Below are 22,668 nucleotides of genomic sequence, written 5' to 3' on the forward strand. Positions count from 1 at the left end.
CTACCCGCTTGGTTGCTTCCGGCCGGTGCAGTGGCGGGTGGGGGCTCGCGCGCGCTGGCGAGCGCCGCGCCTGCGCCTGTCAGCGGCATTCAGGTCATCGTGTCGCGACCGCTTTGGCCCGTGGCCTCACGCTCGGCGTTGGCTGCCGCCCAGGCCGCCTGCACTTGCCGGTGCAGCGGGATGTCCTGCAAGATGGCCTGCCGCAAGTCCTCGTCGCCCGACATCTCGGCCTTCGCCTGCATGTCCTTGTGTGCGCGCTCGATCGCCGACCACGCGCGCGGGTCGCCGCAGCGCTGCCAGACTCGATGGCAGACCAGCATGGGCCACGCCTCTTCGTCCAGAGCCATGACCGAGGCACCGCCGAGCGCCTGCACCACGCGCTCGGCGGCGTCGCGGGCGGCGTCGAGCCGGCCCTGGGTCAGCGCGACGGCCGCGTGCCCGGCGTAGGCCTGGCTCGCGAAGTGGGGTTGCCCGGCCGCTTCGAAGGTCGCTGCGGAGGCGGCATAGGCGGTTTCGGCCAGCTCGAATTCGCTGGCATCCGCATGCAATTGCCCATCGAGCAGTTGGCAGCGGCCGATGACGTCGCGCATTTCGCACTGCTCGGCAAAGGCTTGCGCCTGACGCAGCGTCGACCAGGCACGCTCGGGGCGCCCCAGATCGCGTTCGATGCGGGCGCTGTTGTACAGCGAAATGGCGCGCATGTGGGTCCAGCCCAGCTCGCTCGCCATCTGTTCGACGACCTGTCGTTGCGCCAGTGACTGCTCCAAGCGCCCCGTATCGCCCAGCACCGCAGCGATGACGTCTTGCGCACTGGCCTGCGCCGGGCGCGCGCCTTCGGCCGTCGCCCGCTCGAGCGCCTCGGTCGCGGCCGCCATCGCGGACCGCATGGCGCCGACGGCTCTGAGCACGATGGCCTGGACCAGCAAGGTCTTGAAGACCAGCGTGCGCAAGGCGCTGGAGTCTTCGCGCTGCAGGGCCTGGCGCGCGGCGGCCACGGCGTCCGCGGCCAGCCCGAGCGCGGCTTGCATGTCTCCGTGCGAATAGTGGCTCCAGGCCAATTGCCCCAATGCCATGGCGCCGGCATGCACGGCGCCCGAACGCGCGGCCAGTTCGACGACTCGCGTTGCCAGCGTCAGCGCCTGGGTTTCGTCGCCACGGCGCGACGCCAGCAAGGCCTGCGACATGGTGGCCTCGGCCAACAGGGCTTCGTCGCCCAGCGCTTCGGCCAGCGCGAGACGGGCCTTGACGTCCACCTCCTGCACACCACGTTGTCCGGCGATGTCGGCGACGCGCATGCGCAGGCTGTGCAGCTCGTAGCGCCGCTGCAGCGCGTCGGGGTCGACGCAGCGCAGCGCGCTTTCCGCGTGTTCGATGGCGGCCGTGTTGGCATAGCGGCGTTCGGCATCCAGCGCAGCGCGTTCGTAGTAGTCCAGCGCTCGCGCCCGGTCGCCGGCGCGTTCGTAGTGCAGGGCGGTCACGGCCAGGTATTCGGCCGCGCGATCGCCCATGCGGCCGGCCAGCCAATCCGCGGCGGCGGCGTGGCCGGCCTGGCGCGCGGCCTTGAGCACCGTGTCGTAGGTGACCTGCTGCAGGACGTGGTGGCGAAAGGCCTGCTCGGGCGTGTCGTCGAAGCTGCTCTCGGCGCGCCGCTGCACCAGCTGGCGGCCCTGCAATGCCGGCAACGCGGGCGGTGCCGCGGCGTCCAGCGCCGCCAGGGCCTTGTCCCAGAAGACATGGCCGACGATGCTGGCCTGCTGCAGCACCTTGCGCTGGCTCGGCGGCAGGGCGTCCAGCCGGGCCTGCAGCACGCCCACCAGGGTGGTGGGAATGCGGACGTTCGCCAAGCGCTCGGGCAGCACGCGCCAGCGGCCCGGTTCTTCGACCACCACGCCGCTGTCCAGGCACATGCGCAGCAGTTCCTCCATGAAGAACGGGTTGCCGTCGGCCAGCTCCACCAGGCGCCGCTGCAGGGTTTCGCCGCCGCTGACCACGCGCTGGAGCAGGGCACTGGCCAAGGTCTCGGCTTGCGGGCCGTTCAGCACTTCCAGGTGCAGCAGGGTGTGCGCGCCCATGCCTTGTCCCCAGTCGGGACGCCGCTCCAGGAATTCAGGTCGCGCCGTGGCCAGCAAGACCAGCGGCGACGCGGCCGGCTGCTGCATCAGCTCGACCAGGAAATCGAGCGAACCGTCGTCGACCCAGTGCAGGTCCTCCAGCAGCAGCCAGGGCAGGCCGCCGGCGGCGCCAACGGCTTGCAGCAGTTCGCGCAGGGCCGCAAACGCACGCTGGTGGAGATCGCGCGGTCCCAGACCCGCCAATGCCGGGCGGGCCGAGAAGCCCAGGCCGACGAGCTGGCCGATGATCTGCGCCTTGACCTCGCCCGCGTCACCCAGCCAGGGACGCAGGCCTTCGACCAGGCGCGTGCGGGCCAGTTCCAGGCCGTCGCCGTCGGCGATCTGGAACCGCCAGGCCAGCATGCTGCGCAACAGGCCGAACGGTTGCAGCCGCGACATGGGGTTGGTGCGCCCTGGCAGCAGCCACACCTGCGGCTGCAGGGCGGGCATGCCGGCCTGCAGTTCCTGCAGCAGACGGCTCTTGCCCACGCCGGGTTCGCCGATCAAGGTCAGCGCCTGCGGCCGGTGTTCGGTGGCTGCCGTCTGAAGCAGCGAGCGCAGGCGCGCCAGTTCGGCTTCGCGGCCGATGAACGGGCCTTGTTCGCTGCCCAGGCCGCGCGCCTCCGCCCTGTGCTGGCGCGGCACGGCGTGCTGGACCAGGTAGGTCTTCAGCGGCGCGTCGTTGCCCTTCACCTGCAGCGGCGGTTGGGCCGTGGCGTCGAAGGCGCCCCGCACCAGCAGCCAGGTGTCGTGGCTGATGCGCAGCGACCCCGGCAGCGCCGTCTGCTCCATGCGAGCCGCGATGTTGACCGCCTGGCCACGGATGGTGCCTTCTTCGTCGACCCCGCCGCCCAGCAGCACCGGGCCGGTGTGGATGCCCACGCGCACGTTGCAGCCGTCGTGCCCGTGTTCCGCGAGCACGCGCTCCTGCAGCGACTTGCCTTCGGCCAGCAGGGCCAGGCCGCAGAGCACGGCGCGTTCGGCGTCGTCTTCCCGGGCGCGCTCGGCGCCGAAGGCCGCCAGCAGGTTGTCGCCGGCGTACTGGAGCACCCGGCCTCCGTGGGCCGCGACGCAACGGGTGCACGACTCCAGCAAGCCATCCATGACGGCATGCACGTCCTCGGGGTCGAGACGGGCGCTGAGTGCGGTCGAGCCCACGACGTCCAGGAACAGCACCGAGACCTGGCGGCGGGCCTGATCGGGGTTCGGGGCGCCCAGGCGCCCCAGCCGTTCGCGCATCGGCGCCAGCGCAACATCGACCACGGCGTCGCCCAGCAAGGCGCGCTGGTTCTCCAGGGCGGCGATGGCGGCCTGAAGCCGCTCGAGTTCATCCATCCCGGGCTGTCCAGGCAAGACCGACATTTCAAGCCCCCGGTTGCATTGGCACGAGTATGGACCCGTGGCCCACCGCGCCCTGGTCCGGGGCGTCGGCGGGAGGGCGGGGAGGTCATGGCCTGCACCCGGGCATGGCCCGCATGGCGATGATCCCGAGCGGTCGACCTCAGGTGGCAGCTCCTGGCCGGCAGCGTGAGTACAGCGGAGCGCCACGAAGCGGACTTCCGATGCACTGGCCAGGGCCGGCCGAGGCCAGCTGTCGGCGAGGTCCGCGAATGGGCGCGCCCTGCCATCCGATGACGGTGGCGACGCGCAGCGTCATGGCATCCCGTCTTCTCACGGTCGGCAGCAGCGTGGTCCCGCCGCGCCAGGGTGTCTTGAGGATCGGCTTCACTCGCCCTGCCGCATTGGGTTGCACCCGGTGGCCCGACAGCGCTGGCCGACGGCAATCCGATAAGTGGCGGTCGCCGCCAAGAGCGGGCAGACTCCGCAGCGTCGTCTGCAGCCTGGCGTCGCCAGGCCTTGCGTGACGACGTCAACCCCGCTCCGCCATGCACCTGCCCGACTGTCTTCGTCGTTCCGCTGCCCGCATCCGCATCCTGATGGTGGCCGCCGCCATGGGCGCGACGATCCAGGCCGGTGCCGCCACCGACACGCTGCAGCACGGGCCGTTCGAGATCGTCGCCACGGGGCGGCGCATCTCGTCCGGCACCTTCCCCAACCAGGGTGGCAACCCGTTCGCCACGCTCGAGGTCAGCAGCTACTCGCTACGCTGGCGCGGCCGCGAGGTCGATGTGCCCGGGCTGGGCACCCGCTTCTGGCGCGTGCTGCGCCTGACAGACGCCCCGCGGCCGACCCTGCTGCTGGTGACGCGCGACTTCACGCTGGTCAGCGAGAAGGACGGCCAGCTGCAGGTGCAGCCCGTCGGCAGCGGCAGCAACACGCTGGCCGAGGCGCAATGGCTCGACAGCCGGGCCGGCCAGCCGGGCGAATCGCTGATGTGGGGCATCGAGAAGTCGGACGTGGCCAGCGGCAGCGAACTGCGCGGCGGACGCTGGCTGCGCCTGGGCTCGCTGCGCGTGCTGGATGTCAAGACGATGGTGCTGCACAAGATCGAACCCTGGGTGCCGATGCGGCCTGGCGAGCCCGTGACCAGCGTGTCGCGTGAAGGCGACGAGGCACGCGCCTTCTCGCTGGGCGGCACGCAGTACGTGCTGGCTGGGTCGCAGTACGACTACGCGCGCGGCCGCGGCCACGTGCACGGGCTGCTGCTGGTGGACATCGCCAGCGGCAAGGCCGCCGAGCTGCGACTGGACCGGCGCCGCATGCCGTTCGCGCAGGTGGCCGACATCGACGCCGCGTGGATCGCGCACTACTTCGTCTGGCAGCGCGATGCCGCGGGCCGCGAGACGCTGCTGCCGCGGCCCGGCGCTGCGCGCAAGCCCTGGCTCGGGCGCTTGGCAATGGACTCGAGCGGTACGCTGGAGTACCGCGTGGACCGGGTACGCCCGGCGCTGCTCGACGAGCTCAGGCGCGTCGTGCTGGCGCTTCCCGGCGCCGCGCTGGCGCCGGACTGGATCGATCCGGCGCGCGGCATCGATGGCAACACCCTGCGCGTTGGCGACTGCGTGCTGTCCCTGCTGGCCAGTGGCGACTCGCCGCCCGACGAGGACTATGGCGGCGTCGTCTCGGTCTACGCGCCCAGCCTCAAGCGTGCGGCGCAGGCCAGCTGCAACGCACTCATCCGGCGCATCGCCAGCACTTTCGATGCCGAGCTGGCCGCCGGTCGCCACGAGCGGCTGGCGGTTCTGGACTGACGAGGCGTCCGCCTTTCTCGACTGACCACGAACCGGTCGCTCTCTCGCTGCGGCTGTAAAAGCTGCGATGGCGCCGTGGCAAGTCGGCACGCCCGTTTCCAAGGCCCTCTTTGAGTATCTCGAATGCCTTGTGGCCCGTGCAGTGGCCAGTCCAGTAGGCATCGACGGGCATCTTCCGCATTTCTTGCGCCAGAGCGACCATCTCGTGTCATCTCGCGCTACCAGCACGAGCTCATGTGAGAACGGATCACGCACATGGCCGTCGTTCTGCTTCAGGTACAGGTAGCGATCACCCTCGGGCAGTGCGTGCCGATGGATGTCGCTGCACAGCGGATTGACCCGGGACCAAGTGCACGAAGGACTTTGTTGCGCGGGCCCGTGATGCGGTGGGCTCGACCCCTCCCACCCCGCCAAGGCCAAGGGGCAAGCCCTCAGCGCACCCGCACAACGCGGCCGCGTGGGGCCGCCTGGGGGCGCGGCCCGGTGTAGTGCGCGCGAGGGCGGATCAGCGCCCCCGCCTGGCGTTGCTCCAGCGCATGCGCGATCCAGCCGACGCTGCGGGCGACGGCGAAGATCTCGAACGCCGCGCCTTCGGGCAGGCCGAGCGACCGGCGCAGCGCCACCAGCGCGAAGTCGAGCGCGGGTTCCAGACCGATGGCCTCGCGCACGGTCGCGATCACGCGCTCGCGCGATGCGTCGAGCGGCATGCACGCGAGCAACTGGCGCGCGCGCGGGTCGCCCTTCGGATACAGCGGGTGTCCAAAGCCAGGCAGCGCCCCCGCAGGCGGCGTGCCGCCGCGTGTGGCCAGCGTGCGGCGCACGTCGTCGATCCAGCGCCGCACGCTGGCCTCCAGGCGTGTCGACTGCTGCCATTGCGTCCACAGCGCCTCGACGCGCATCGTCATGCCGCCATGCCGCGGCCCGCTCAACGCGGCCTGGCCGGCGCCCAGGCAGGCCTCCAGCGTGGCCCCGGTCGACGCCACGCACCGCACCGTGAAGCTCGAGGCGTTGAGCTCGTGGTCCGCCGACAGCACCAGCGCCCTGCGCAGCAGCGCGGCGCCGGCCGGGTCCAGGCCCCACCCGCGCGCCAGCTGCGCGTGCAGCGGCTCGCCGGCGCGCGCACGGGCGCCGCAGGCCTGGCGCGCGCGCGCCCGCACCAGCGCCCAGGCCTCCGCCGGCGCGTCGGCCCAGAGCAGGGCGGCCACGTCTTCCAAGGTGGCCGCATCGGCGAGGGCCAGCACGTCGTGGCCGCGGTAGCAGAAGCGACCGCGCTCGATCAGGGTCAGCGCCGAGGTCATCACCGGCAGGCCCCAGTCGAGCGTCGCGCGCGCCGCGGCGCTGGGCGTGTGCGCACCGGCGTGGCGCTGCGCGAGTGCGGCCACGTCGGCGGCGCGATAGCGCCGTGCGGTCGAACCCGGCGCGGGGTGAGACGCCAGCCGGCCGCGGCTGACGTAGGCGTACAGCGTGTTGCGGCTCACGCCCAGCCGCGCGGCTGCGGCGGCCGCGTCGAGCCACTCGGATTGATCGGCCCGATCAAGATTGACGGTGCCCGTGGCGTCCTTCTTTAATCGCGACATGGATGCCATTGTGGAATGGCCTGCGGTGCAGGCCCAGGAGGCCCTGGAGGCCTTGTGGCGCGACGCCGGGTTGCTTCCCGAGGCGCTGGGCAACGTCGCGCTGCCGGCCCGTGCCGCGGTGCTGCCGTCGTCGTTTGCCATCACCACCGCGGCGCAGGCCAGCCTGGGTGCCGCCGCGCTGGCGGCGGCCCAGATCGGCCGCGCCCGCGGCGGGCCGGCCCAGCAGGTGAGCGTGGACGCAGAACACGCCGTGCTCGACAGCCTGGCGTGGTTCACGGTGGACGGGCAGACGCCGAACCTGTGGGACGAGCTGTCGGGCCTGTACCGTGCGGCCGATGGCTGGGTGCGCGTGCACGCCAACTTTGCGCACCACCGCGACGGCGTGCTGCGCCTGCTGGGCCTGCCGGTGCGGCCGCACACCCAGCGCGCCGCCGTCGAGGCGGCCCTTGCCGGCTGGCGGGCGCAGGCGTTCGAGGACGCCGCGGCCGCCGCCGGTCTGGTGGTGGCCGCCGCACGATCGTTTGCCGAGTGGGATGCCCATCCCCAGGCGGCCGCGCTGCGCACACAGCCGCCGGTGGCGATCGAGCGCATCGGCGACGCACCGCCTCGACCGTGGGCGCCCTGGCGCGACGGCGGCCTGCCGCTGGACGGGCTGCGCGTGCTGGAGCTCACCCGCATCCTGGCCGGGCCGGTGGCCGGGCGCACCCTGGCGGCCTACGGCGCCGAGGTGCTGCTCGTCAATTCGCCGCGGCTTCCCAACATCGCCAACATCGCCGACACCAGCCGGGGCAAGCTGAGCGCGCACCTCGACCTGGACGAGCCCGCCGGGCGCGAGGCGCTGGCCACGCTGGTGCGGGGTGCGCATGTCTTCATGCAGGGCTACCGACCCGGCGCCCTGGCGGCGCGCGGGTTTGCGCCGCACGACCTGGCGGCCCTGTTGCCCGGCATCGTCGCGGTCAGCCTGTCGGCCTACGGCCCGCAAGGGCCTTGGTCCGGCCGGCGTGGCTTCGACTCGCTGGTGCAGACGGCCACCGGCTTCAACGTCGCCGAGGCCCAGGCCTTCGGTGTCGACGAGCCGAAGGCCCTGCCGCTGCAGATCCTGGACTATGCCGCCGGCTACCTGATGGCGTTCGGTACCCAGGCGGCGCTGCTGCGGCAGGCGCGCGAGGGTGGCAGCTGGCATGTGCAGGTGTCGCTCGCGGGCGTCGGCCGCTGGCTGCGCACGCTGGGGCGTGTCGATGGCCTGCAGGCGAAGCGCCCGCCGATCGAGCCCTATGTCGACACCGTCGACAGCGGCTTCGGGCGCCTGCAGGTGCTGCGCCACGCCGCCCGCTTCTCGGCCACGCCGGCGCGCTGGCGCCGCCCCTCGATGCCGCCGGGATCGCATCCGCCACGTTGGCCTTGAGGGGGCGGTGCGGCTGGGTGGTGCCGCCGGGTGGGGATGCCGGGCGACAGCGGCAGGACGCCAGGCCCAGGCCGCAGACAATGTGCCGCGTACCTGCGGCCCGGGCCTGGTGGCGTGCCTTAGGCGCTTCGGTTGAGCGACATGCTAGGCGTCAGTGCGTTCAGTACCGGATGTCATGCCGCTCCTTCCAGCCGATACCCTTTGCTCCGGTGATCGTGATGATTCGGGCCCCGACCATGGAGGCCTGCGCATCGTCGAGTGTTGTTCCAACTCGTATGCGCCGAAGGAAGTTCACGTACAAGTCGATCTTCCACTCACTGAACCCTCCAGTGTCCTTGTCTGCTATCACGTCGATTGACTTCACCTGCTCAAATCTCAGCAACGTTCTGCCATTGCGACTTACAACCCGGCGTCGACCATCAAAGACGAAATGTCCCCGTCGCGTCTTGAGCTCAAATCGATCATGCCGATCTTCGACGATCTCCAGTTCGAAGATCCCGAGCAAGGACTTGTCGATGCGTGAGAACCAGGCTGATAGCCTGTCGAGGAGGGCCACTTCTGACGCATAACGTGGAGCTAACCGGGCGCCACCGGCAGGATGCCAGGCCCGGGCCTCAGACAATGTACCGCGTACCTGCGGCCCGGGCCTGGTGGCCTGCCGTTGGCGCTCCGGTTGAGCGTAGAGTTAGGTGGCATTGCTCTTGCTTGGTGTGCTTGATGGCTACTTGGTGAGACAAACTCGCGCTTGCTCTTGCTTGAAGGGCATCGGCTTCGGGGTGCCTCCAGGCTCTGTGTGATACATCTCTAGCGTGCATCGGTCATCGGACATCGCGTATCGAACTACGTGCAGCAATCCAGGGGAAGGCATGAATGAGAAGTCTCCCTCGCACGTGTAGATTGCCAACTGAGTCCGGATTCTCGATTGAATGTAGAAGTAGGTCTCTTTGTTCGCGGGGATCCGAAGTTGCTTCCCGCTCGGAGACGGCACCTCGGTCCGACTTTCGCAGAATGCGCCTTGTCCAACGTTGAGGCGATCAGCGTCACCAACTATCGCGAGCATCGCCTTCGGCGTTTCGTCTTGAGCGACGGCAGCCAAGCAAGCAAGTGCGACGGATGCGCCGAGAAGGAAGCGGGTATTGTGCGGATGCATGTGCGCGAAGAAGGTCGAATGGGTTATGCCGCCTAACGCTCGAGGTGAGCTCCCGACTGCAGCTTGCTGCAGTTGGTCAGCTCGACTGAGTGGTTAGAGCGCATTCTCGCCGGCGACAAACGGACTGCAGTTTGCATTTAAGCTCTTCCCCAAAGGCGCTGTAACGCCGCGCTAGAACGGCAAGCAGGCGCACGAGCCGGCGCTGAACTTACCGCAGAACGAAGCCCCAGCCTTTGACCAAATTGGGCATGGCTCGTTGACAACTGACCCATCGGCTGACTCTTCTTGCGAGGCCAGCGCCATTGCGGAAGTGGAACAAGCCTCGAAGCGCCTGCGAAGGAGCGCCAGACCTTGAACGAAGCCGTACCGGGAAATGGCGCGCTTTGCGAACTGTGAGCACGAAGCGCGTCCTGTGCGCGCACGGTGTGCACAGCAGAAGCCCTTGTGCGGCGAGACATGGCGTTGGTAGACGCCAATAGCAGCGATGCTTGCGGAACGAACCATGCGCTCTAACGTTCGAGGTGAGGCGGGACCGACGGCGAAGCGCCAGGCCCGGCGGAGGCATGATAGACAACAGCCGGAGCCGGGCCTGGTGCTTTGCCGTTGGGCCTCGCCTCGACCGAGGGGTTAGCAACTGTCTTCAAAGTCAAGCCGCAATCGTGTTCTGCAGATGCCTCGCGGCATTCCACATGGACTGGTCTCGGAGCATGGCATTGAGGATGGTCAGCAGCTTTCGCATGCAGGCCACGATGGCCACCTTCTTGGGCTTGCCTGCTTCGATCAGGCGGCTGTGAAAAGCCTTGATCGCCGGGTTGTGCCTCATCGCCACCGTTGCGGCCATGTAGACCACTGCGCGTACCTCGGCTCGACCTCCCCAGATGCGCCGCTTGCCCTTGCGTGAACCTGAGTCGTCGGCCAGTGGCGCCACACCGACCAGCTTAGCGATCTGCCGGCGCCCCAGGTTGCCGAGTTCGGGCAACGCCGCTGTCAACGTCAGTATCGTCACCGGCCCCACGCCCTTGACGCTGTCGAGCACCGTGCGCTGGTCCTTGAAGTGCCGGTCCATGTGATCGTCGATCTCGCGGTCGATGGCCTCGAGTTGTCGGTCCAGCGTCTTGAGCACGCTCTTGATGCTTCGAACCGCGTGCTTGCCCGCATGCTCGAGCCGGTTGCTCTCGGCCACCCGCATGTCCACCAGCTGGCGGCGCCGCGTCATCAGTTCGGCCAGCATCAGCCGCTGCGCGTCGACCATCGGGCTGATGAACTTGGCCCGATCCTTGTGGCGGGCCAGCACGTCGCCGAAGTCGCGCAGGGTACGGGCGTCGACCTGGTCGGTCTTGGCCAACACCCCCATGGACTTGGCGAAGTCGCGGGCCTGCCTGGGATTGACCCTGGCCACCGTGATGCCAGCCTGCTGCAGCGCGCACACCAGGCCGCGCTCGTAGCCGCCCGTGGCCTCCACGACCACCAGATCGACGTTCGCCTCCTTGAGCGTCGCGGTCACCACGTCCCACCCACTCGCGTCATTGGCCACGCGAAGCTCCAACGCATTCACGCAGACATCGAGATGCTGCTTGCAGACGTCGACGCCGGCGTTCGGCCGCTGATCACGATTCGCTACCCCACCTTGCGGATGCATGTTCATGATGGACAACTGTTCGGGCTACACGGTTGGGATGAGACGGGTCGGTGCGTTGACCAATGGCTAACCCACGAACTGAATGCTCTTAGGCATATCAGGTTTGGCGCACCGACCGCGAACACTGCCGAGGCGCGAGGCTGTGGACAAGTGGACAGTTCGAGCTGACGCTCGAACCGGCCCGCTGGCCGTGGACAACGCCTTGCGTTGCCCACCGCGCAGGCCTCTGCCCACTTGCCCACAGCCTGCCACCACGACTTTCAAGAAGACCTCCAAATCAAACTCAACTGCCTTCTTTTGGAAGATACAAGATACAAGGCGTCATTCGCGTGATAGATACAGTATGCAATTGGTATCCATCGACCAGTTGGACCTTTCCAGAGATATATGCTGTCGCCAAAAGATGGCAACGGAAATAGGGCTATTCGAGTGGCAGCAATAAGGATATGGTCAAAGGGCCCCTCATTCCGCCATGAGTCCACTCGGAACACCTGCATGAACTCCGGCGCAATAAGTACAGTTGGGCTTTTGATTAGGTCAATCAAATTCGGTCTTATATAGCTAGCTGATGTATCTCGTAGACTAAATACTCCACCAAAGTCCTTTCGCTCTCGGCGCGGATAGTCAGCCGAGTAGAGCAGCTGACCTTCAGCCTCCACGACCTTATAGGTAAGTAGGCCCTTCCGCTGAACCACGAATGTGGTCTCGCCTGAGCAATGAAAGTACTCACGAGGTGACTCCTCCTTTGGGTCGGGCCATGGGTCAGTGTGACCAAGGGCATTCCAGACTCGCTTTAGACTACTTACAACATCTGAGTCATAGTCGGCCAAGTGGTTCAACCAATTTGATTCAATGTTCATTCGAACCAAATCCTCAGGTCGGAATGTGGCAAGTGTTCTGGCGATTCCTTTTGGATCAAAGTAGGCATCTAGTTTCAGGCGCCTAGGGAAGTACTTTGAGAAGTCAATGTTTATCGCGTACAGAAACGCAAGCAGACCCAAGGTGAGAAGCACAATCTTTATGAGATAAAAGTCCGCCTCTAGCGTTGATAGCGGCACTTTTATTCCGATGAAGGCGAGCTTGATCTCGGCCTCAACCGCCTGCCCACCCGATGGACTTAAAACCTTTGGAGTGAAGATCGCAAGAGTCAGCAGAACCAGTGAAGCCGCAACGGGTGCATAGAATCTAGAAACAAAAGCCTTTGTAGTTTTCAACGTTTTACCTCCGAGATAAACTTCTTCAGAACAGCGAGGGTTTCAGCCGGGCGTTCCTCATGTGGGATATGGCCGGTAGATTTGAATATCTCGAGTTTCGAATTTGGGAGATCAGCGTTGAAGCGATGCGCCATTTCAACCGGTATGGCTGGATCTTCTGCTCCCCAAATTATTTGGGTTGGCACTGCCAAGGATGAATACCGTAGCACTAGCTGTGCTAAGTCCGGTGGAACGAGCGCACGAGCAGCTTCTCCCATCGCATGAGAGTATCCTGGCAAATCAAAGTATCTGGCGTACCGTTGTATTCGTTCGGATGTGACTTGACTGTCAACGCGCATGATCTTCGTCAGTAGCACGCGGGCACGCAATGTTGATGGAAATAGATTCGTTAGAGCCTGGACCAATGGACTTTCTACGGCGCGTACAAAGAATGGGAATTCCTGAGGGTAACCAGCACTGTCAATAAGCGTTAAGCTTCGTACCCTCGCTATGGTATTTACACTTTTCAAGTGCTCTAGAAGTGCCATTAGCACCACCCCGCCGCCATATGAATGGCCAACTAGATGGACATTTTGAATTCTGAGTTTCTCAAGGATCGACACGAGTAGAAGGGCTTGGTCTCGTAGAGAGTAATTACTGTCCAACGGCTTGCTGCTGAGGCCGTGGCCACGTAGATCAAAGCGCATTACTGAATGCTCTTCCGCTAAGCCTGCATAGATGTCTGTCCAAGACTCTAGAGACGCGCCAAAGCCATGAACCAAAACAACGACCGCTCCTTTTCCGGTGCGACGTGTGAATTGGTATCGCAGTTGTATGCCGTCAACCTCAACGAAGTCCGCTGGTTCAGAGAATGATGTGTCGACAGTAATCATTGAACTACAGCCTAATATGGGCGCGCAGAGCACGGCAATTGTTGATCTTCGGGTCGCCATGACGTTGTTGGATTCAATGACGCCTAACGAATAGCGTTTATCTGACGCGCCTGCGATCCGATCCAGCGCGTGCGGTGCTGACCGCGTCAGATAAACCTCGTTGGACTGAACCGCCGCGGCGGCTGTTGAATGGGGAATGTAAGGTCAGCCCGCGGCCGTGGCAACGACTTGCGCGAGGATGAATCGTGTTGGGACCGCTTGGCCGGGGACGGTCGGGGCTCGGCCCGTCTCGGCATGGGGGTGCCGGACGTGACCGATGATGGCTGTCCGCCGCTGGAATCGACGGCATCCCTGGCGGCAACGCAGCCGGCCCCGCCGACCGTCGGGGACGGCCGCTGATCGTCGGGATGACCGTTGTCCCAGCTCGCTCACGGTGGCCCCCTGCAGGTCGCGAGCGTGGACGCGGCGTTGCCGTGCGATGGCGCGGCCCCTGTCCGCCGCTCCGGCCCCCGACACTCCATGACTCGCCAGCGCCCGTTGCCGCAATGCCCGCAGCGCTCAATGTCGATGCCCGCCACGCGTTGCATGAAGGCACGCACCTCCTCGGTCACCGCGGGGCTGGCGACAGGCATGCCCAGCACCGCCCGCGCCGAGGCCATGCGCCGGCCCTTGGCCGCAGGTGCCAGCAGCCCGTAGTGCCGGATGCGCTTGAAGCCGCTGGGCACCACGTGCTGCATCAACCGGCCGACGAACTCGGTGCCCGCCAGCGTGGTGACACTGCGGCGGGCGGCGGGCTCAGCCGGGTCGTGGCCGGGCTGGCGGTTGATGCGCGTCCTGAAGCGCACCGCATCGCCGGTGATGGCCAGCAACCGCTCGTTGCCGATGGCCGTTCGGTGGGTGTAGCGGCTCAGGTAGTCCAGCACCGCCGCCGGCCCGGCCAGCGGCGTCTTCGCGTACACCACCCAGGGCTTGGCCCACAGCGCCTGGGTGCGCGAAATCCGCTCGGCCGGGCCGGGCTGGGGATCGAGCCGCAGGGTGCCTTCGGCCTCGGCGACGGTGAGCGCGTGGATGAACCTGGCCTTGTAGACCTGCGACAGCGCCCGCACAGGGAACAGGAAGGTCGGGCTGCGCCGGGGTGGCTGCCAGAAGGCGCGGCCCTGCGGGTCGTGCGCCAGCGCGCCGCAGGCCATCAGGGCGTGCACGTGCAGGTGGGTCCGCAGGTCCTGCGTCCAGGTGTGCAGCACCAGCGTGAAGGCGCCGAGCCCCCCGAGCCACTTCGGGTCGGCCGCGAACTGCGTCAGCGTGGCTGCGGTGGTGTGCAGCAGCGTGTCGTAGACCCAGCGCGGGTGAGCGCCGGCCAGGCGGTTGAGCTCGTGCGGCAGCGTGAACACCAGGTGGCAGTACGGCACGTCGAGCAGTTCGGCCCCGCGGGCTCGGCGCCAGGCCTCGCGCTGGCGGCCCTGGCATTGCGGGCAGTGGCGGTTGCGGCACGAGTGCCAGCGCCACTGCTCGGTGCCGCAGCCGTCGCAGCGCAGCCGCTGGCCGCCGAGTGCCGGTGTGCGGCAGTCGGTGATGGCTTGCCAGGCCTTGGCCTGCGCCGGGCGCAGGCTGCGCCCACGATCGTGCCACTGGCGCAGCAGCTCGGGGCCGAAGCGCCGCAGCACCTCGGCCAGCGTGGTGGCCACGGCGGGTGTCAGGCCACTGGGATGGCGACGGGCGGGGCGACCGTGCCGGCTGTGGTGGGCGCTGCGGTCTTGCCCGGCACGGGCAGCGCCTGCAGCAGCGACAGCGTGGCGCCCCTGGCCGCCACCGTGGAGTCCGGCCGCACCAGGTGCAGGTAGCGCGCGGTGGTCTCGACCTGACGGTGCCCCAGCCACTGCTGCAGCGTGTAGACGTCCACGCCCGACTCCAGCAGGTGCGTCGCAAAGCAATGCCGCAGGGTGTGCACGCCGCCGTACTTGGTGATGCCCGCCGCTGCGGCCGCCGCGCGGTACCAACGCTGCGGTGCCTGGTCGAACATCGGTCGGTCGGGATCGGTTCGTGAGGGAAACAGCCAGCCCGCTGCATCCACTGGTCCACTGCGCGCCGCAGGCTGCAACGCAATCCACGCCCGCAGCACCTGCAGCGTGTCGGCCGCTAACGGCACCAGCCGGTCCTTGCCGCCCTTGCCCTGCACCACGTGGATGCACATGCGATCGGGCGCATCGTCGATGTCGCGCCGACGCAGGTGGCACAGCTCGTTGAGCCGAAGGCCCGTGGCATAGGCCAGCTTCATGAACACGTTGGCCGTGGCGTGCGGCGCGCAGGCAAACAGCCGGGCCAGTTCATCGCGCGACAGCACCTCGGGTACGCGCTGCGGCTGGCGTGCGTAGGGGATGTCGAAGCTGCGGGCATCCAGGCCCAGCACCACGCCGTAGAAGAACTTGAAGGCGCTGGCCGCCTGGTTCACGCTGGAGAACGCGAGCCGGCGCTCGCGGTGCAGGTGCACCATGTACTGCTGCACCTCGGCAACCGACAGCGTGTCGGGGCTGCGCCGGTGGTACCGGCTCAGGCCCACCATCGCATGGATGTAGGCCTCCACCGTCCGCGCGGCCATGCCTCGCAGCGTCATCGCATCGAGCATGCGTTGTCTCAGGGGCGTCATCACCGACTCCTCGATCATGGCGCGGGCACATGCCCGCCGGATCAAGGTAGTACCGAATGAGACCGGACGCGACCCAGCCCCTGCTAACGGCCTTCGTGGTCGACTACCGCATCAGCGGTTTAGTTCAACTTGTTGTCGAGCCGGCATCCACCGGCGTCTCCGGACACGCCCACCTCGCTGCAGGCGTCTCGCGATACGCCCACCGTCGTGCAGGCGTATCCAGATACGCCTGCAGGCTGTCCGAATGCCCATGCATGGATGCGCGCGTGGCACAACCTGCTTGCGCCGCCCGGCCTGGGGCGATATGCTGTATAAAATTACAGTGTTGATTCATCATGTCCTCCCTTCAGCAACCTACCGCTCCGGCGGCTCCGCGCCGTTTGCTGGATCAGGTTCGCGAGCAGGTGCGATACCTCCATTACAGCTTACGTACCGAGCAGGCCTATGTCCATTGGATTCGGGCCTTCGTCCGTTTCCACGGCTTGCGGCACCCCAAGGACATGGGGCACGCAGAGGTCGAGGCTTTCCTGGCCTGGCTGTCGGCCGAGCGGCACGTGTCGGCGTCCACCCACCGCCAGGCGCTGTCAGCGTTGCTGTTCCTCTATCGGCAGGTCTTCGGCCAGCAGTTGCCGTGGATGGAATCCATCGGCCGCCCCGCGCACAAACCTCGCCTGCCGGTGGTGCTGTCGACGGCCGAGGTGGCCGCGGTGCTGACGTGCATGGACGGCGTGCATCAGTTGCTGGCCCGCCTGCTCTATGGCACCGGGCTGCGCATCACCGAAGCGCTTCAACTGCGCGTCAAGGACATCGAGATCGACCGGCGCGCCATCGTCGTGCGCGCCGGCAAAGGTGGCAAGGACCGTGTGGTGATGCTTCCGGCGGCGCTGGAACGCGGGTTGACCGAGCAACTGCAACGCGCCCGCGCGGTGTGGCAGGCCGACGCGCGGGCCGGCCAGGGCGGCGTGCAACTGCCCGATGCGCTGGATCGCAAGTACCCGCGGGCCGGTGCGTCATGGGCCTGGTTCTGGGTGTTCCCGCAGGCTGACCTGTCGGTGTGTCCGCGCACGGGTATCCGACGGCGCCATCACCTGTTCGACCAGACGTTTCAGCGGGCCTTCAAACGCGCCACCGAATTGGCCGCCATAGTGCGCCCGGCCACGCCGCACACGCTGCGCCATGCCTTCGCCACCCACCTGCTGCAGGCCGGCACCGACATCCGCACGGTGCAGCAGTTGCTGGGCCACAGCGACGTGAGCACCACGATGATCTACACCCACGTGCTGGAAGTGGCCAACGGCGCGGTGCGCAGCCCGCTCGACCGGCTGATGCCGGCCTGATCGCCACTACCCCGCCGTGCCCCCCACCGGCACATAGGCCTGCGCATGCTCGCGCAGCCACTCGCTGGACAGCCGGTGCTCGTGCTGCAGCGGGTGAAAGTCGGGCGACAGGTAATCGCGCCACTGGCCCACGTTGCCGCGCAGCATGCCGTCGCGGCTGAACAGCAGCCGGGCGCAGCTGCGCCAGGTGCTCATGCGCCACAGGCTGCCGTCGTGCCACAGGTTGCGCAGGGTCTGGCGCGCCAGGTCGGCCAAGAACACGACGGTGACGTAGCGGTAGATGCGCACGCGCCAGCCGTGGTGGCCGCTCAGTTTATGGTACAGGTCGAAGGCGGTGCTGCGGTGCTCGGACTCTTCGGCGGCGTGCCACAGCCACAGCGTGCGCAGCCGCGGCTCGGCGCCGGCCAGGGTGTCGGGGTGGCGCATCAGCCAGTCGGCAAAGACGGCGGTGAAGTGCTCTGTGGCGGCGGTGGCGGCCACGTGCACGCGCACGTTGCGGTGGGCGTTGGCCTGCACGCGGCGGCGGGCGCGCGGCTCCACGGTGTTGCGCTGGCCCTGCTGCTCGAGGTGCTGGTTGAACAGCGCGTGCAGGCGCCGGTGCGTGGCCTCCTGCCCGACGAAGGCGCGCACCTCGTCGGCCATGGCGGCGCGCTCGGCCTCGGGCAGCGCGGCCAGGCCCTGGCGCACCGAATCGATGAAGTACTGCTCGCCCACCGGAAAGCTCATCGACAGCGCGTTGAAGAAGGCCGAGCTGAAGGCGTCGCCGCCGTTCCAGCGCACGGGCATCGGCGGGGCCAGGTCGATCAGCAGGCGGCGCACGACGAGGTCGGTCATCGCGGGGGTTCCTTTGCGTTCGGCAGACAGGGCGGTGGGTGGGCGCGGGTGCGGCTCAGGCGCGGTGCAGGCGCAGGCCGGCGTCCAGCAGCAGCACCTCGCCGGTGGTCTTGGCGGCGCCGGCGCCCAGCCACCAGGCGGCGTCGGCCACGTCGTCGGGGGCGATCACCTCGGCCAGCACGGCGGCGGCCTTGTAGCCTTCCACCGCGGCGGCGTAGCGCTGCGCGCCCATGCCCTGCTGCAGCCACGGCGTTTCCACCAGGCCGGGGGCGATGGCGTTGACGCGCACCTGGGGGCCCAGCGCACGGGCCAGGCCGATGGTCATGGCGTTGAGCGCGCCCTTGCTGGCCATGTAGGCGATGGACGAGCCGCGGCCCATCATCGACGCCACCGACGAGACGTTGACGACGCCGGTGACAGGGTGGCGCTGCAGCAGCGGCAGCAGCGCTCGGGTCATCTGGTAGGCGCCGATGACGTTGACGTCGTAGATGCGGTGGAAGTCTTCGGCCTCCAGGCCGTCCAGGTCTTTCAGTGGCACGAACTTGGTGGTGCCGGCGTTGTTGACCAGCGCGTCGCAGCGGCCGAAGCGCTGGCCCACCTCGCTGGCCAGGCGCCGGCAGTCGGCGTCTTGCCCCACGTTGGCCATCACCACCAGCGCGTCGGCGCCCAGCGCGCGGCACTCGGCGGCCACGGCCTCGGCCGGGGCGGGGTCGCGCGACGCATTGACGACGACGTTCCAGCCCTCGCGGGCGTAGCGCCGCGCGGTGGCCGCGCCGATGCCCGACGACGATCCGGTGACGACGCAGACCTTGCGCTCGGCCATGGGGGGCGGCTCCTGGGGGTGGNGCTCCTGGGGGTGGGCTGGCCCGGCGGCACGCCGGGCGGTGGCGGGATCATCGCACCGCCCCCGGGCCGCCGCCAATGCGGGCACGCCCGTGTTGTGCGGCCCGCCCGTGCGGCCCCCCGCCTGTGCGGCCCGCCCATGTGGCGCTGCCGGTGTGGCGCAGCCGATGGGGTGCCCCGCATTCAGGGGGCGGGCGCCGAACGACCACCGCCGCCATGGGCATTCGGTCCACCCTGGGCCTGGGGCGCGGTGCTAAGCTGCGCGCCCGCGCCTGCTGCGGACGCACACGGAGACTTCACGATGCCTGGCTTGCTCAACACGGTCGACCCCGACGGTCTGCTCGAGTTTTCGGTGGTGTACACCGATCGCGCGCTCAACCACATGTCGCAGAAGTTCCAGGGCGTGATGCGCGACATCGCCGGCGTGCTGGAAGAGGTGTACCACGCGCACTCGGCGGTGGTGGTGCCGGGCAGCGGCACCTACGGCATGGAGGCGGTGGCGCGGCAATTCGCCACCGACCGCAAGTGCCTGGTCATCCGCAACGGCTGGTTCAGCTACCGCTGGACGCAGATCTTCGACATGGGCCGCATCCCGTCGGAATCCATCGTGATGAAGGCCCGCCGCACCGGCAACGACCGCCAGTCGCCGTTCGCCCCGGCGCCCATTGACGAGGTGGTGGCCGCCATCCGCACGCACAGGCCGGCGGTGGTGTTTGCGCCGCACGTGGAAACCGCCTCCGGCATGATCCTGCCCGACGACTACCTGGCCCAGGTGACGGCCGCGGTGCACGAGGTGGGTGGCCTCTTCGTGCTCGACTGCATCGCCTCGGGCGCGATGTGGGTGGACATGGCCGCCACCGGCGTGGACGTGCTGATCAGCGCGCCGCAAAAGGGCTGGAGCAGTTCGCCCTGCTGCGCGCTGGTGATGCTGTCCGAGCGCGCCCGGTTGCACATCGATTCCACCACCAGCACCAGCTTCGCCTGCGATCTGAAGAAGTGGCTGCAGATCATGGAGACCTACAAGAAGGGCACCCATGCGTACCACACCACCCTGCCCACCGACGCCCTCACCCGCCTGCGCGACGTGATGGTCGAGACGCGGGCCTACGGCTTCGACAAGCTGCGCGCCGACCAGCAGGCGCTGGGCCGCCGGGTGCGCGCGCTGCTCGAATCGCGCGGCTTTGCCAGCGTGGCGGCCGACGGCTTCCAGGCACCAGGCGTGGTGGTCAGCTACACCGACGACGCCGAGATCCAGAGCAGCCGCAAGTTCCTGGGCCTGGGCCTGCAGACCGCCGCCGGCGTGCCGCTGCAGTGCGACGAGCCCGAGGGCTTCAGCACCTTCCGCATCGGCCTGTTCGGGCTCGAGAAGCTGCAGCACATCGACCGCACCGTCAGCCACCTCGAGCAGGCGCTCGACACCATCGCCCCGGCGGCCCGCCGCGCGGCCTGACCTGCGGCCAAGCCGCGGGGGCCCGCGCCGACGCATCGGCGCGGGCGCTGATTGGCGCGCCGACCGGGCCACCCGGCCCGTGGCGCCCGGGCGTGCCGGCCCCCCGCGTGCCCGGGCTGCATCCAAACCCGCCGCGCTTCCAGGGTGTACCCATCCCCCGCGTTCCTGGGGGTGAGCCGCAGGTTCCGCGACACACTTGACGCCACAGGGGTTTCAGTGCCGCCGCCGAGGCCGCCGCGGCCGGGGTGCTGGCTCACAATCGGCGCGCGCCGACGTGGTGCGTGGTGCACGCCAGCCTCGGGCTGGACGATGGCACCGCGTCGGGTTTGCCTGCGCTCCCAGATCACGCCCACCGCCCGATGACCCACCCCTTTGAGCCCCTGCTGCAAACCGGCAGCATCGGCCCGCTCGAACTGCGCAACCGCATCGTCCTGGCCCCGATGGGGGCCAACCTGGCCGATGACGCGGGCCATTGCGGCGAGCGCCTGCAGGCCTTCTGCGAAGCGCGGGCGCGCGGCGGCGCCGCCCTGGTGACGGTGGGCGTGTGCGCGGTGGCGCACCCGGTGGGCCTGTCCGAGCGCTGGCAGCTGGGCCTGTCCAACGACGCCTTCATCCCCGGCCTGGCCGCGCTGGCCCAACGGGTGCATGCCCATGGCGCCAAGCTGGCGCTGCAGTTGCACCACGCCGGCCCGGCGGCCCGCAGCGACCTGGCGCACGAGCCCTGGGTGCCCAGCGCACCGCTCACCGGCGCCGCCGGCGAGGCCTGTGCGATGCCGGTGCGCGTGATGTCGGCCATCGACATCACGCGCGTGATCGAGCAGTTTGCCGCCGCGGCCGCGCGGGCCAAGGCTGCCGGCGTCGACGGTGTGGAACTGCACGCGGCGCACACACACCTGCTGGCCAGCTTCCTGTCGCCGACGGCCAACCGGCGCGACGACGGCTACGGCGGCTCGCTCGAGAACCGGGCGCGCCTGCTGATCGAGACCATCGCCGCCGTCAAGGCCCGCACCGGGTCGGACTACCCGGTGTGGGTGCGCCTGGACGCCGAAGAGCGGCACCGCGCCGGCGGCCATTCGCTGAACGACGCGGTGACCATCGCCCGCTGGTGCGAATGGGCCGGCGCGCACGCCATCAGCGTGTCGGCCTACACCACGCTGGCCACCGGGGCGACCACCGCCGAATCGCCGGCCACGCAGGCGCCGAGCGGCTTCGTGGCCAACACCGAGGTGATCCGCCGCGCCGTGGGCATCCCGGTGTTCGCGGCCGGGCGCATCGAGCCCGCGGCCGCCGCCGCCGACATCGCCGCCGGCCGCTACGATTTCGTCGCGCTGGGGCGCCGCCTGCTGGCCGATGCCGACCTGCCGCGCAAGCTGGCCGACAACCGGCCCGAGGACGTGCGGCCCTGCATCTACTGCCACGACTGCACCAGCCGCGTGATGCTCGACCAGCGCGTGCGCTGCACCGTGAATGCCGAACTGGGCCGCGAGCTGGAGGCCGCCCTGTCGCCCGCCGTGACCCCGCTGCACGTGCTGGTGGTGGGCGCCGGCCCCTCCGGGCTCGAGGCGGCGCGGGTGGCGGCGCTGCGCGGCCACCGCGTGACGCTGGCCGAGCGCAGCGACCGCCTGGGCGGCTCGCTGTTCTTCGCGGCACTGGCCTACCCCGACAACGGCCGCCTGCTCGACCACCTGGTGGCCCAGGTGCACGCGCTGCCGATCGAGGTGCGCCTGAACACCGAGATCAACGCAGCCAGCGTGGCGGTGCTGAAGCCCGACCGGGTGCTGGTGGCCACCGGCGCCCAGCGCCCCCCGCCGACGCTGCGCGGCGCCACCCAGTCGCACGTGTGGAACGGCGACGAGCTGCGTCGGCTGATGACCGGCGACGGCGCCGACGAGATCACCCGCACCAAGCTCGGCCTGGCGGAGCGCGCGCTGTTCAAGGCCGGCGGCATGCTGCACGTGACCGACAGCACGCAGGCGCTGCAAGAGCTGTCCAGGCTGTGGATGCCGCTGGGCCGGCGCGTGGTGATCGTCGGCGGCGGGCTGGTGGGGCTGGAACTGGCCGAGTTCCTGATCGCCCGCGGGCGCACGGTCACCGTGCTCGAGGTCGGTACCGAGGCCGGGCGCGACCTACCGCTGTTGCGCCGCTGGCGCGTGTTGCAGGCGGTGCAGCACGGCGGCACCCTGCACACGGGCGCGGCGGTGCAGTCGATCGAGCGCGACGCCGTGCTGTGGTGCGACGGCACCGGTGCCGAGCGCCGCAGCGAGGCCGATTCGGTGGTGCTGGCCACCGGCGTGCGGCCTGATGCGAGGCTGTCCAACGAACTGGCCGAGCTGGGCATCCCGGTGCAGCGCATCGGCGACTGCGGCGAGGTGGGCTACATCGCCGGGGCGATGCACAGCGGGCACCGGGCAGGCTGCGAGGTCTGAACCCTTCGGGCGGG

Annotated in this window: 17 protein-coding genes; 6 read left to right on the plus strand and 11 right to left on the minus strand. The window is 68.7% G+C overall.

Features of this window, described 5'->3' with window-relative positions; genetic code table 11:
- Nucleotides 1–89 precede the first annotated feature (89 nt).
- Nucleotides 90–3,446: an adenylate/guanylate cyclase domain-containing protein gene (locus EOINJALH_RS12840; protein WP_158219741.1), complete on the minus strand. Its 3,357-nt coding sequence runs from the start codon at nucleotides 3,444–3,446 to the stop codon at nucleotides 90–92.
- A 551-nt stretch (nucleotides 3,447–3,997) separates the two neighbouring features.
- On the opposite strand from EOINJALH_RS12840, the gene EOINJALH_RS12845 reads away from it, so the two are divergent.
- Nucleotides 3,998–5,263: a hypothetical protein gene (locus EOINJALH_RS12845; RefSeq protein WP_144290012.1), complete on the plus strand. Its 1,266-nt coding sequence runs from the start codon at nucleotides 3,998–4,000 to the stop codon at nucleotides 5,261–5,263.
- 431 nt (nucleotides 5,264–5,694) lie between these two features.
- Here EOINJALH_RS12845 and EOINJALH_RS12850 read toward each other — a convergent pair whose 3' ends face one another.
- The gene (locus EOINJALH_RS12850) at nucleotides 5,695–6,849 is read right to left on the minus strand and encodes a citrate synthase family protein (RefSeq protein WP_310732304.1); all 1,155 of its coding nucleotides are present in this window, start codon (nucleotides 6,847–6,849) and stop codon (nucleotides 5,695–5,697) included.
- On the opposite strand from EOINJALH_RS12850, the gene EOINJALH_RS12855 reads away from it, so the two are divergent.
- Nucleotides 6,839–8,245, plus strand: a complete 1,407-nt coding sequence (locus EOINJALH_RS12855) for a CoA transferase (RefSeq protein WP_088280760.1) — start codon at nucleotides 6,839–6,841, stop codon at nucleotides 8,243–8,245. The genes EOINJALH_RS12850 and EOINJALH_RS12855 overlap by 11 nt on opposite strands.
- A 160-nt stretch (nucleotides 8,246–8,405) precedes the next feature.
- Here the strand turns inward: EOINJALH_RS12855 and EOINJALH_RS31230 are convergent, their stop codons facing one another.
- Nucleotides 8,406–8,801 carry a hypothetical protein gene (locus EOINJALH_RS31230; RefSeq protein ID WP_144290013.1) on the minus strand — a complete coding sequence of 132 codons (396 nt, stop codon included), beginning with the start codon at nucleotides 8,799–8,801 and terminating at the stop codon, nucleotides 8,406–8,408.
- 459 nt (nucleotides 8,802–9,260) lie between these two features.
- Here EOINJALH_RS31230 and EOINJALH_RS31805 point away from each other — a divergent pair, with 459 nt between their 5' ends.
- Complete coding sequence (locus EOINJALH_RS31805) at nucleotides 9,261–9,431, plus strand: hypothetical protein (RefSeq protein WP_158219742.1); 171 nt, start codon at nucleotides 9,261–9,263, stop codon at nucleotides 9,429–9,431.
- Between the two features lie 135 nt (nucleotides 9,432–9,566).
- Here the strand turns inward: EOINJALH_RS31805 and yidD are convergent, their stop codons facing one another.
- The 6 genes from yidD to EOINJALH_RS12885 form a co-directional block, all read right to left on the minus strand.
- Nucleotides 9,567–9,899 carry a membrane protein insertion efficiency factor YidD gene (gene yidD, locus EOINJALH_RS33490; protein WP_088280762.1) on the minus strand — a complete coding sequence of 111 codons (333 nt, stop codon included), beginning with the start codon at nucleotides 9,897–9,899 and terminating at the stop codon, nucleotides 9,567–9,569.
- A gap of 142 nt (nucleotides 9,900–10,041) precedes the next feature.
- Nucleotides 10,042–11,034, minus strand: a complete 993-nt coding sequence (locus EOINJALH_RS12870; protein WP_088280796.1) for an IS110 family transposase — start codon at nucleotides 11,032–11,034, stop codon at nucleotides 10,042–10,044.
- A gap of 260 nt (nucleotides 11,035–11,294) precedes the next feature.
- A complete protein-coding gene (locus EOINJALH_RS31235) occupies nucleotides 11,295–12,248 on the minus strand; it encodes a hypothetical protein (RefSeq protein ID WP_144290014.1) in 954 nt (317 codons plus the stop codon).
- Nucleotides 12,245–13,120 carry an alpha/beta fold hydrolase gene (locus EOINJALH_RS12875; RefSeq protein WP_158219743.1) on the minus strand — a complete coding sequence of 292 codons (876 nt, stop codon included), beginning with the start codon at nucleotides 13,118–13,120 and terminating at the stop codon, nucleotides 12,245–12,247. Before EOINJALH_RS12875 ends, EOINJALH_RS31235 begins: the two co-directional genes overlap by 4 nt.
- 428 nt (nucleotides 13,121–13,548) lie before the next feature.
- On the minus strand, nucleotides 13,549–14,805 hold the full coding sequence (locus EOINJALH_RS12880) for an IS91 family transposase (RefSeq protein ID WP_158219744.1): 1,257 nt from the start codon (nucleotides 14,803–14,805) through the stop codon (nucleotides 13,549–13,551).
- Between the two features lie 8 nt (nucleotides 14,806–14,813).
- The gene (locus tag EOINJALH_RS12885) at nucleotides 14,814–15,764 is read right to left on the minus strand and encodes a site-specific integrase (protein ID WP_088280797.1); all 951 of its coding nucleotides are present in this window, start codon (nucleotides 15,762–15,764) and stop codon (nucleotides 14,814–14,816) included.
- A 335-nt stretch (nucleotides 15,765–16,099) separates the two neighbouring features.
- On the opposite strand from EOINJALH_RS12885, the gene EOINJALH_RS12890 reads away from it, so the two are divergent.
- A complete protein-coding gene (locus EOINJALH_RS12890) occupies nucleotides 16,100–17,101 on the plus strand; it encodes an integron integrase (RefSeq protein ID WP_088280765.1) in 1,002 nt (333 codons plus the stop codon).
- A gap of 6 nt (nucleotides 17,102–17,107) precedes the next feature.
- Here the strand turns inward: EOINJALH_RS12890 and EOINJALH_RS12895 are convergent, their stop codons facing one another.
- Both EOINJALH_RS12895 and EOINJALH_RS12900 read right to left on the minus strand, forming a co-directional pair.
- On the minus strand, nucleotides 17,108–17,935 hold the full coding sequence (locus EOINJALH_RS12895; protein ID WP_088280766.1) for a metal-dependent hydrolase: 828 nt from the start codon (nucleotides 17,933–17,935) through the stop codon (nucleotides 17,108–17,110).
- Between the two features lie 55 nt (nucleotides 17,936–17,990).
- Nucleotides 17,991–18,758, minus strand: a complete 768-nt coding sequence (locus EOINJALH_RS12900) for an SDR family NAD(P)-dependent oxidoreductase (protein ID WP_088280767.1) — start codon at nucleotides 18,756–18,758, stop codon at nucleotides 17,991–17,993.
- A 321-nt stretch (nucleotides 18,759–19,079) separates the two neighbouring features.
- On the opposite strand from EOINJALH_RS12900, the gene EOINJALH_RS12905 reads away from it, so the two are divergent.
- Nucleotides 19,080–20,228 carry an aminotransferase class V-fold PLP-dependent enzyme gene (locus EOINJALH_RS12905; protein WP_088280768.1) on the plus strand — a complete coding sequence of 383 codons (1,149 nt, stop codon included), beginning with the start codon at nucleotides 19,080–19,082 and terminating at the stop codon, nucleotides 20,226–20,228.
- 359 nt (nucleotides 20,229–20,587) lie between these two features.
- Nucleotides 20,588–22,654 (plus strand): FAD-dependent oxidoreductase, encoded by a 2,067-nt coding sequence (locus EOINJALH_RS12910; protein ID WP_088280769.1) that lies wholly within the window; start codon nucleotides 20,588–20,590, stop codon nucleotides 22,652–22,654.
- Nucleotides 22,655–22,668 lie beyond the last annotated feature (14 nt).

The organism is Ideonella sp. A 288 (assembly GCF_002198735.1).
In the GTDB taxonomy this organism is placed as follows: Bacteria; Pseudomonadota; Gammaproteobacteria; order Burkholderiales; family Burkholderiaceae_C; genus Pseudaquabacterium.

What these genes read in the sequence shown, in the direction of transcription:
- EOINJALH_RS12890 (WP_088280765.1), top strand. Translation starts at nt 16,100, where the DNA reads ATGTCCTCCCTTCAGCAACCTACCGCTCCGGCGGCTCCGCGCCGTTTG.
- EOINJALH_RS12910 (WP_088280769.1), top strand. Translation starts at nt 20,588, where the DNA reads ATGACCCACCCCTTTGAGCCCCTGCTGCAAACCGGCAGCATCGGCCCG.
- EOINJALH_RS12850 (WP_310732304.1), bottom strand. Translation starts at nt 6,849, where the DNA reads ATGGCATCCATGTCGCGATTAAAGAAGGACGCCACGGGCACCGTCAAT.
- EOINJALH_RS12855 (WP_088280760.1), top strand. Translation starts at nt 6,839, where the DNA reads ATGGATGCCATTGTGGAATGGCCTGCGGTGCAGGCCCAGGAGGCCCTG.
- EOINJALH_RS12875 (WP_158219743.1), bottom strand. Translation starts at nt 13,120, where the DNA reads ATGATTACTGTCGACACATCATTCTCTGAACCAGCGGACTTCGTTGAG.
- yidD (WP_088280762.1), bottom strand. Translation starts at nt 9,899, where the DNA reads ATGGTTCGTTCCGCAAGCATCGCTGCTATTGGCGTCTACCAACGCCAT.
- EOINJALH_RS12840 (WP_158219741.1), bottom strand. Translation starts at nt 3,446, where the DNA reads ATGGATGAACTCGAGCGGCTTCAGGCCGCCATCGCCGCCCTGGAGAAC.
- EOINJALH_RS12900 (WP_088280767.1), bottom strand. Translation starts at nt 18,758, where the DNA reads ATGGCCGAGCGCAAGGTCTGCGTCGTCACCGGATCGTCGTCGGGCATC.
- EOINJALH_RS12895 (WP_088280766.1), bottom strand. Translation starts at nt 17,935, where the DNA reads ATGACCGACCTCGTCGTGCGCCGCCTGCTGATCGACCTGGCCCCGCCG.
- EOINJALH_RS12845 (WP_144290012.1), top strand. Translation starts at nt 3,998, where the DNA reads ATGCACCTGCCCGACTGTCTTCGTCGTTCCGCTGCCCGCATCCGCATC.
- EOINJALH_RS12870 (WP_088280796.1), bottom strand. Translation starts at nt 11,034, where the DNA reads ATGCATCCGCAAGGTGGGGTAGCGAATCGTGATCAGCGGCCGAACGCC.
- EOINJALH_RS12885 (WP_088280797.1), bottom strand. Translation starts at nt 15,764, where the DNA reads ATGACGCCCCTGAGACAACGCATGCTCGATGCGATGACGCTGCGAGGC.
- EOINJALH_RS12905 (WP_088280768.1), top strand. Translation starts at nt 19,080, where the DNA reads ATGCCTGGCTTGCTCAACACGGTCGACCCCGACGGTCTGCTCGAGTTT.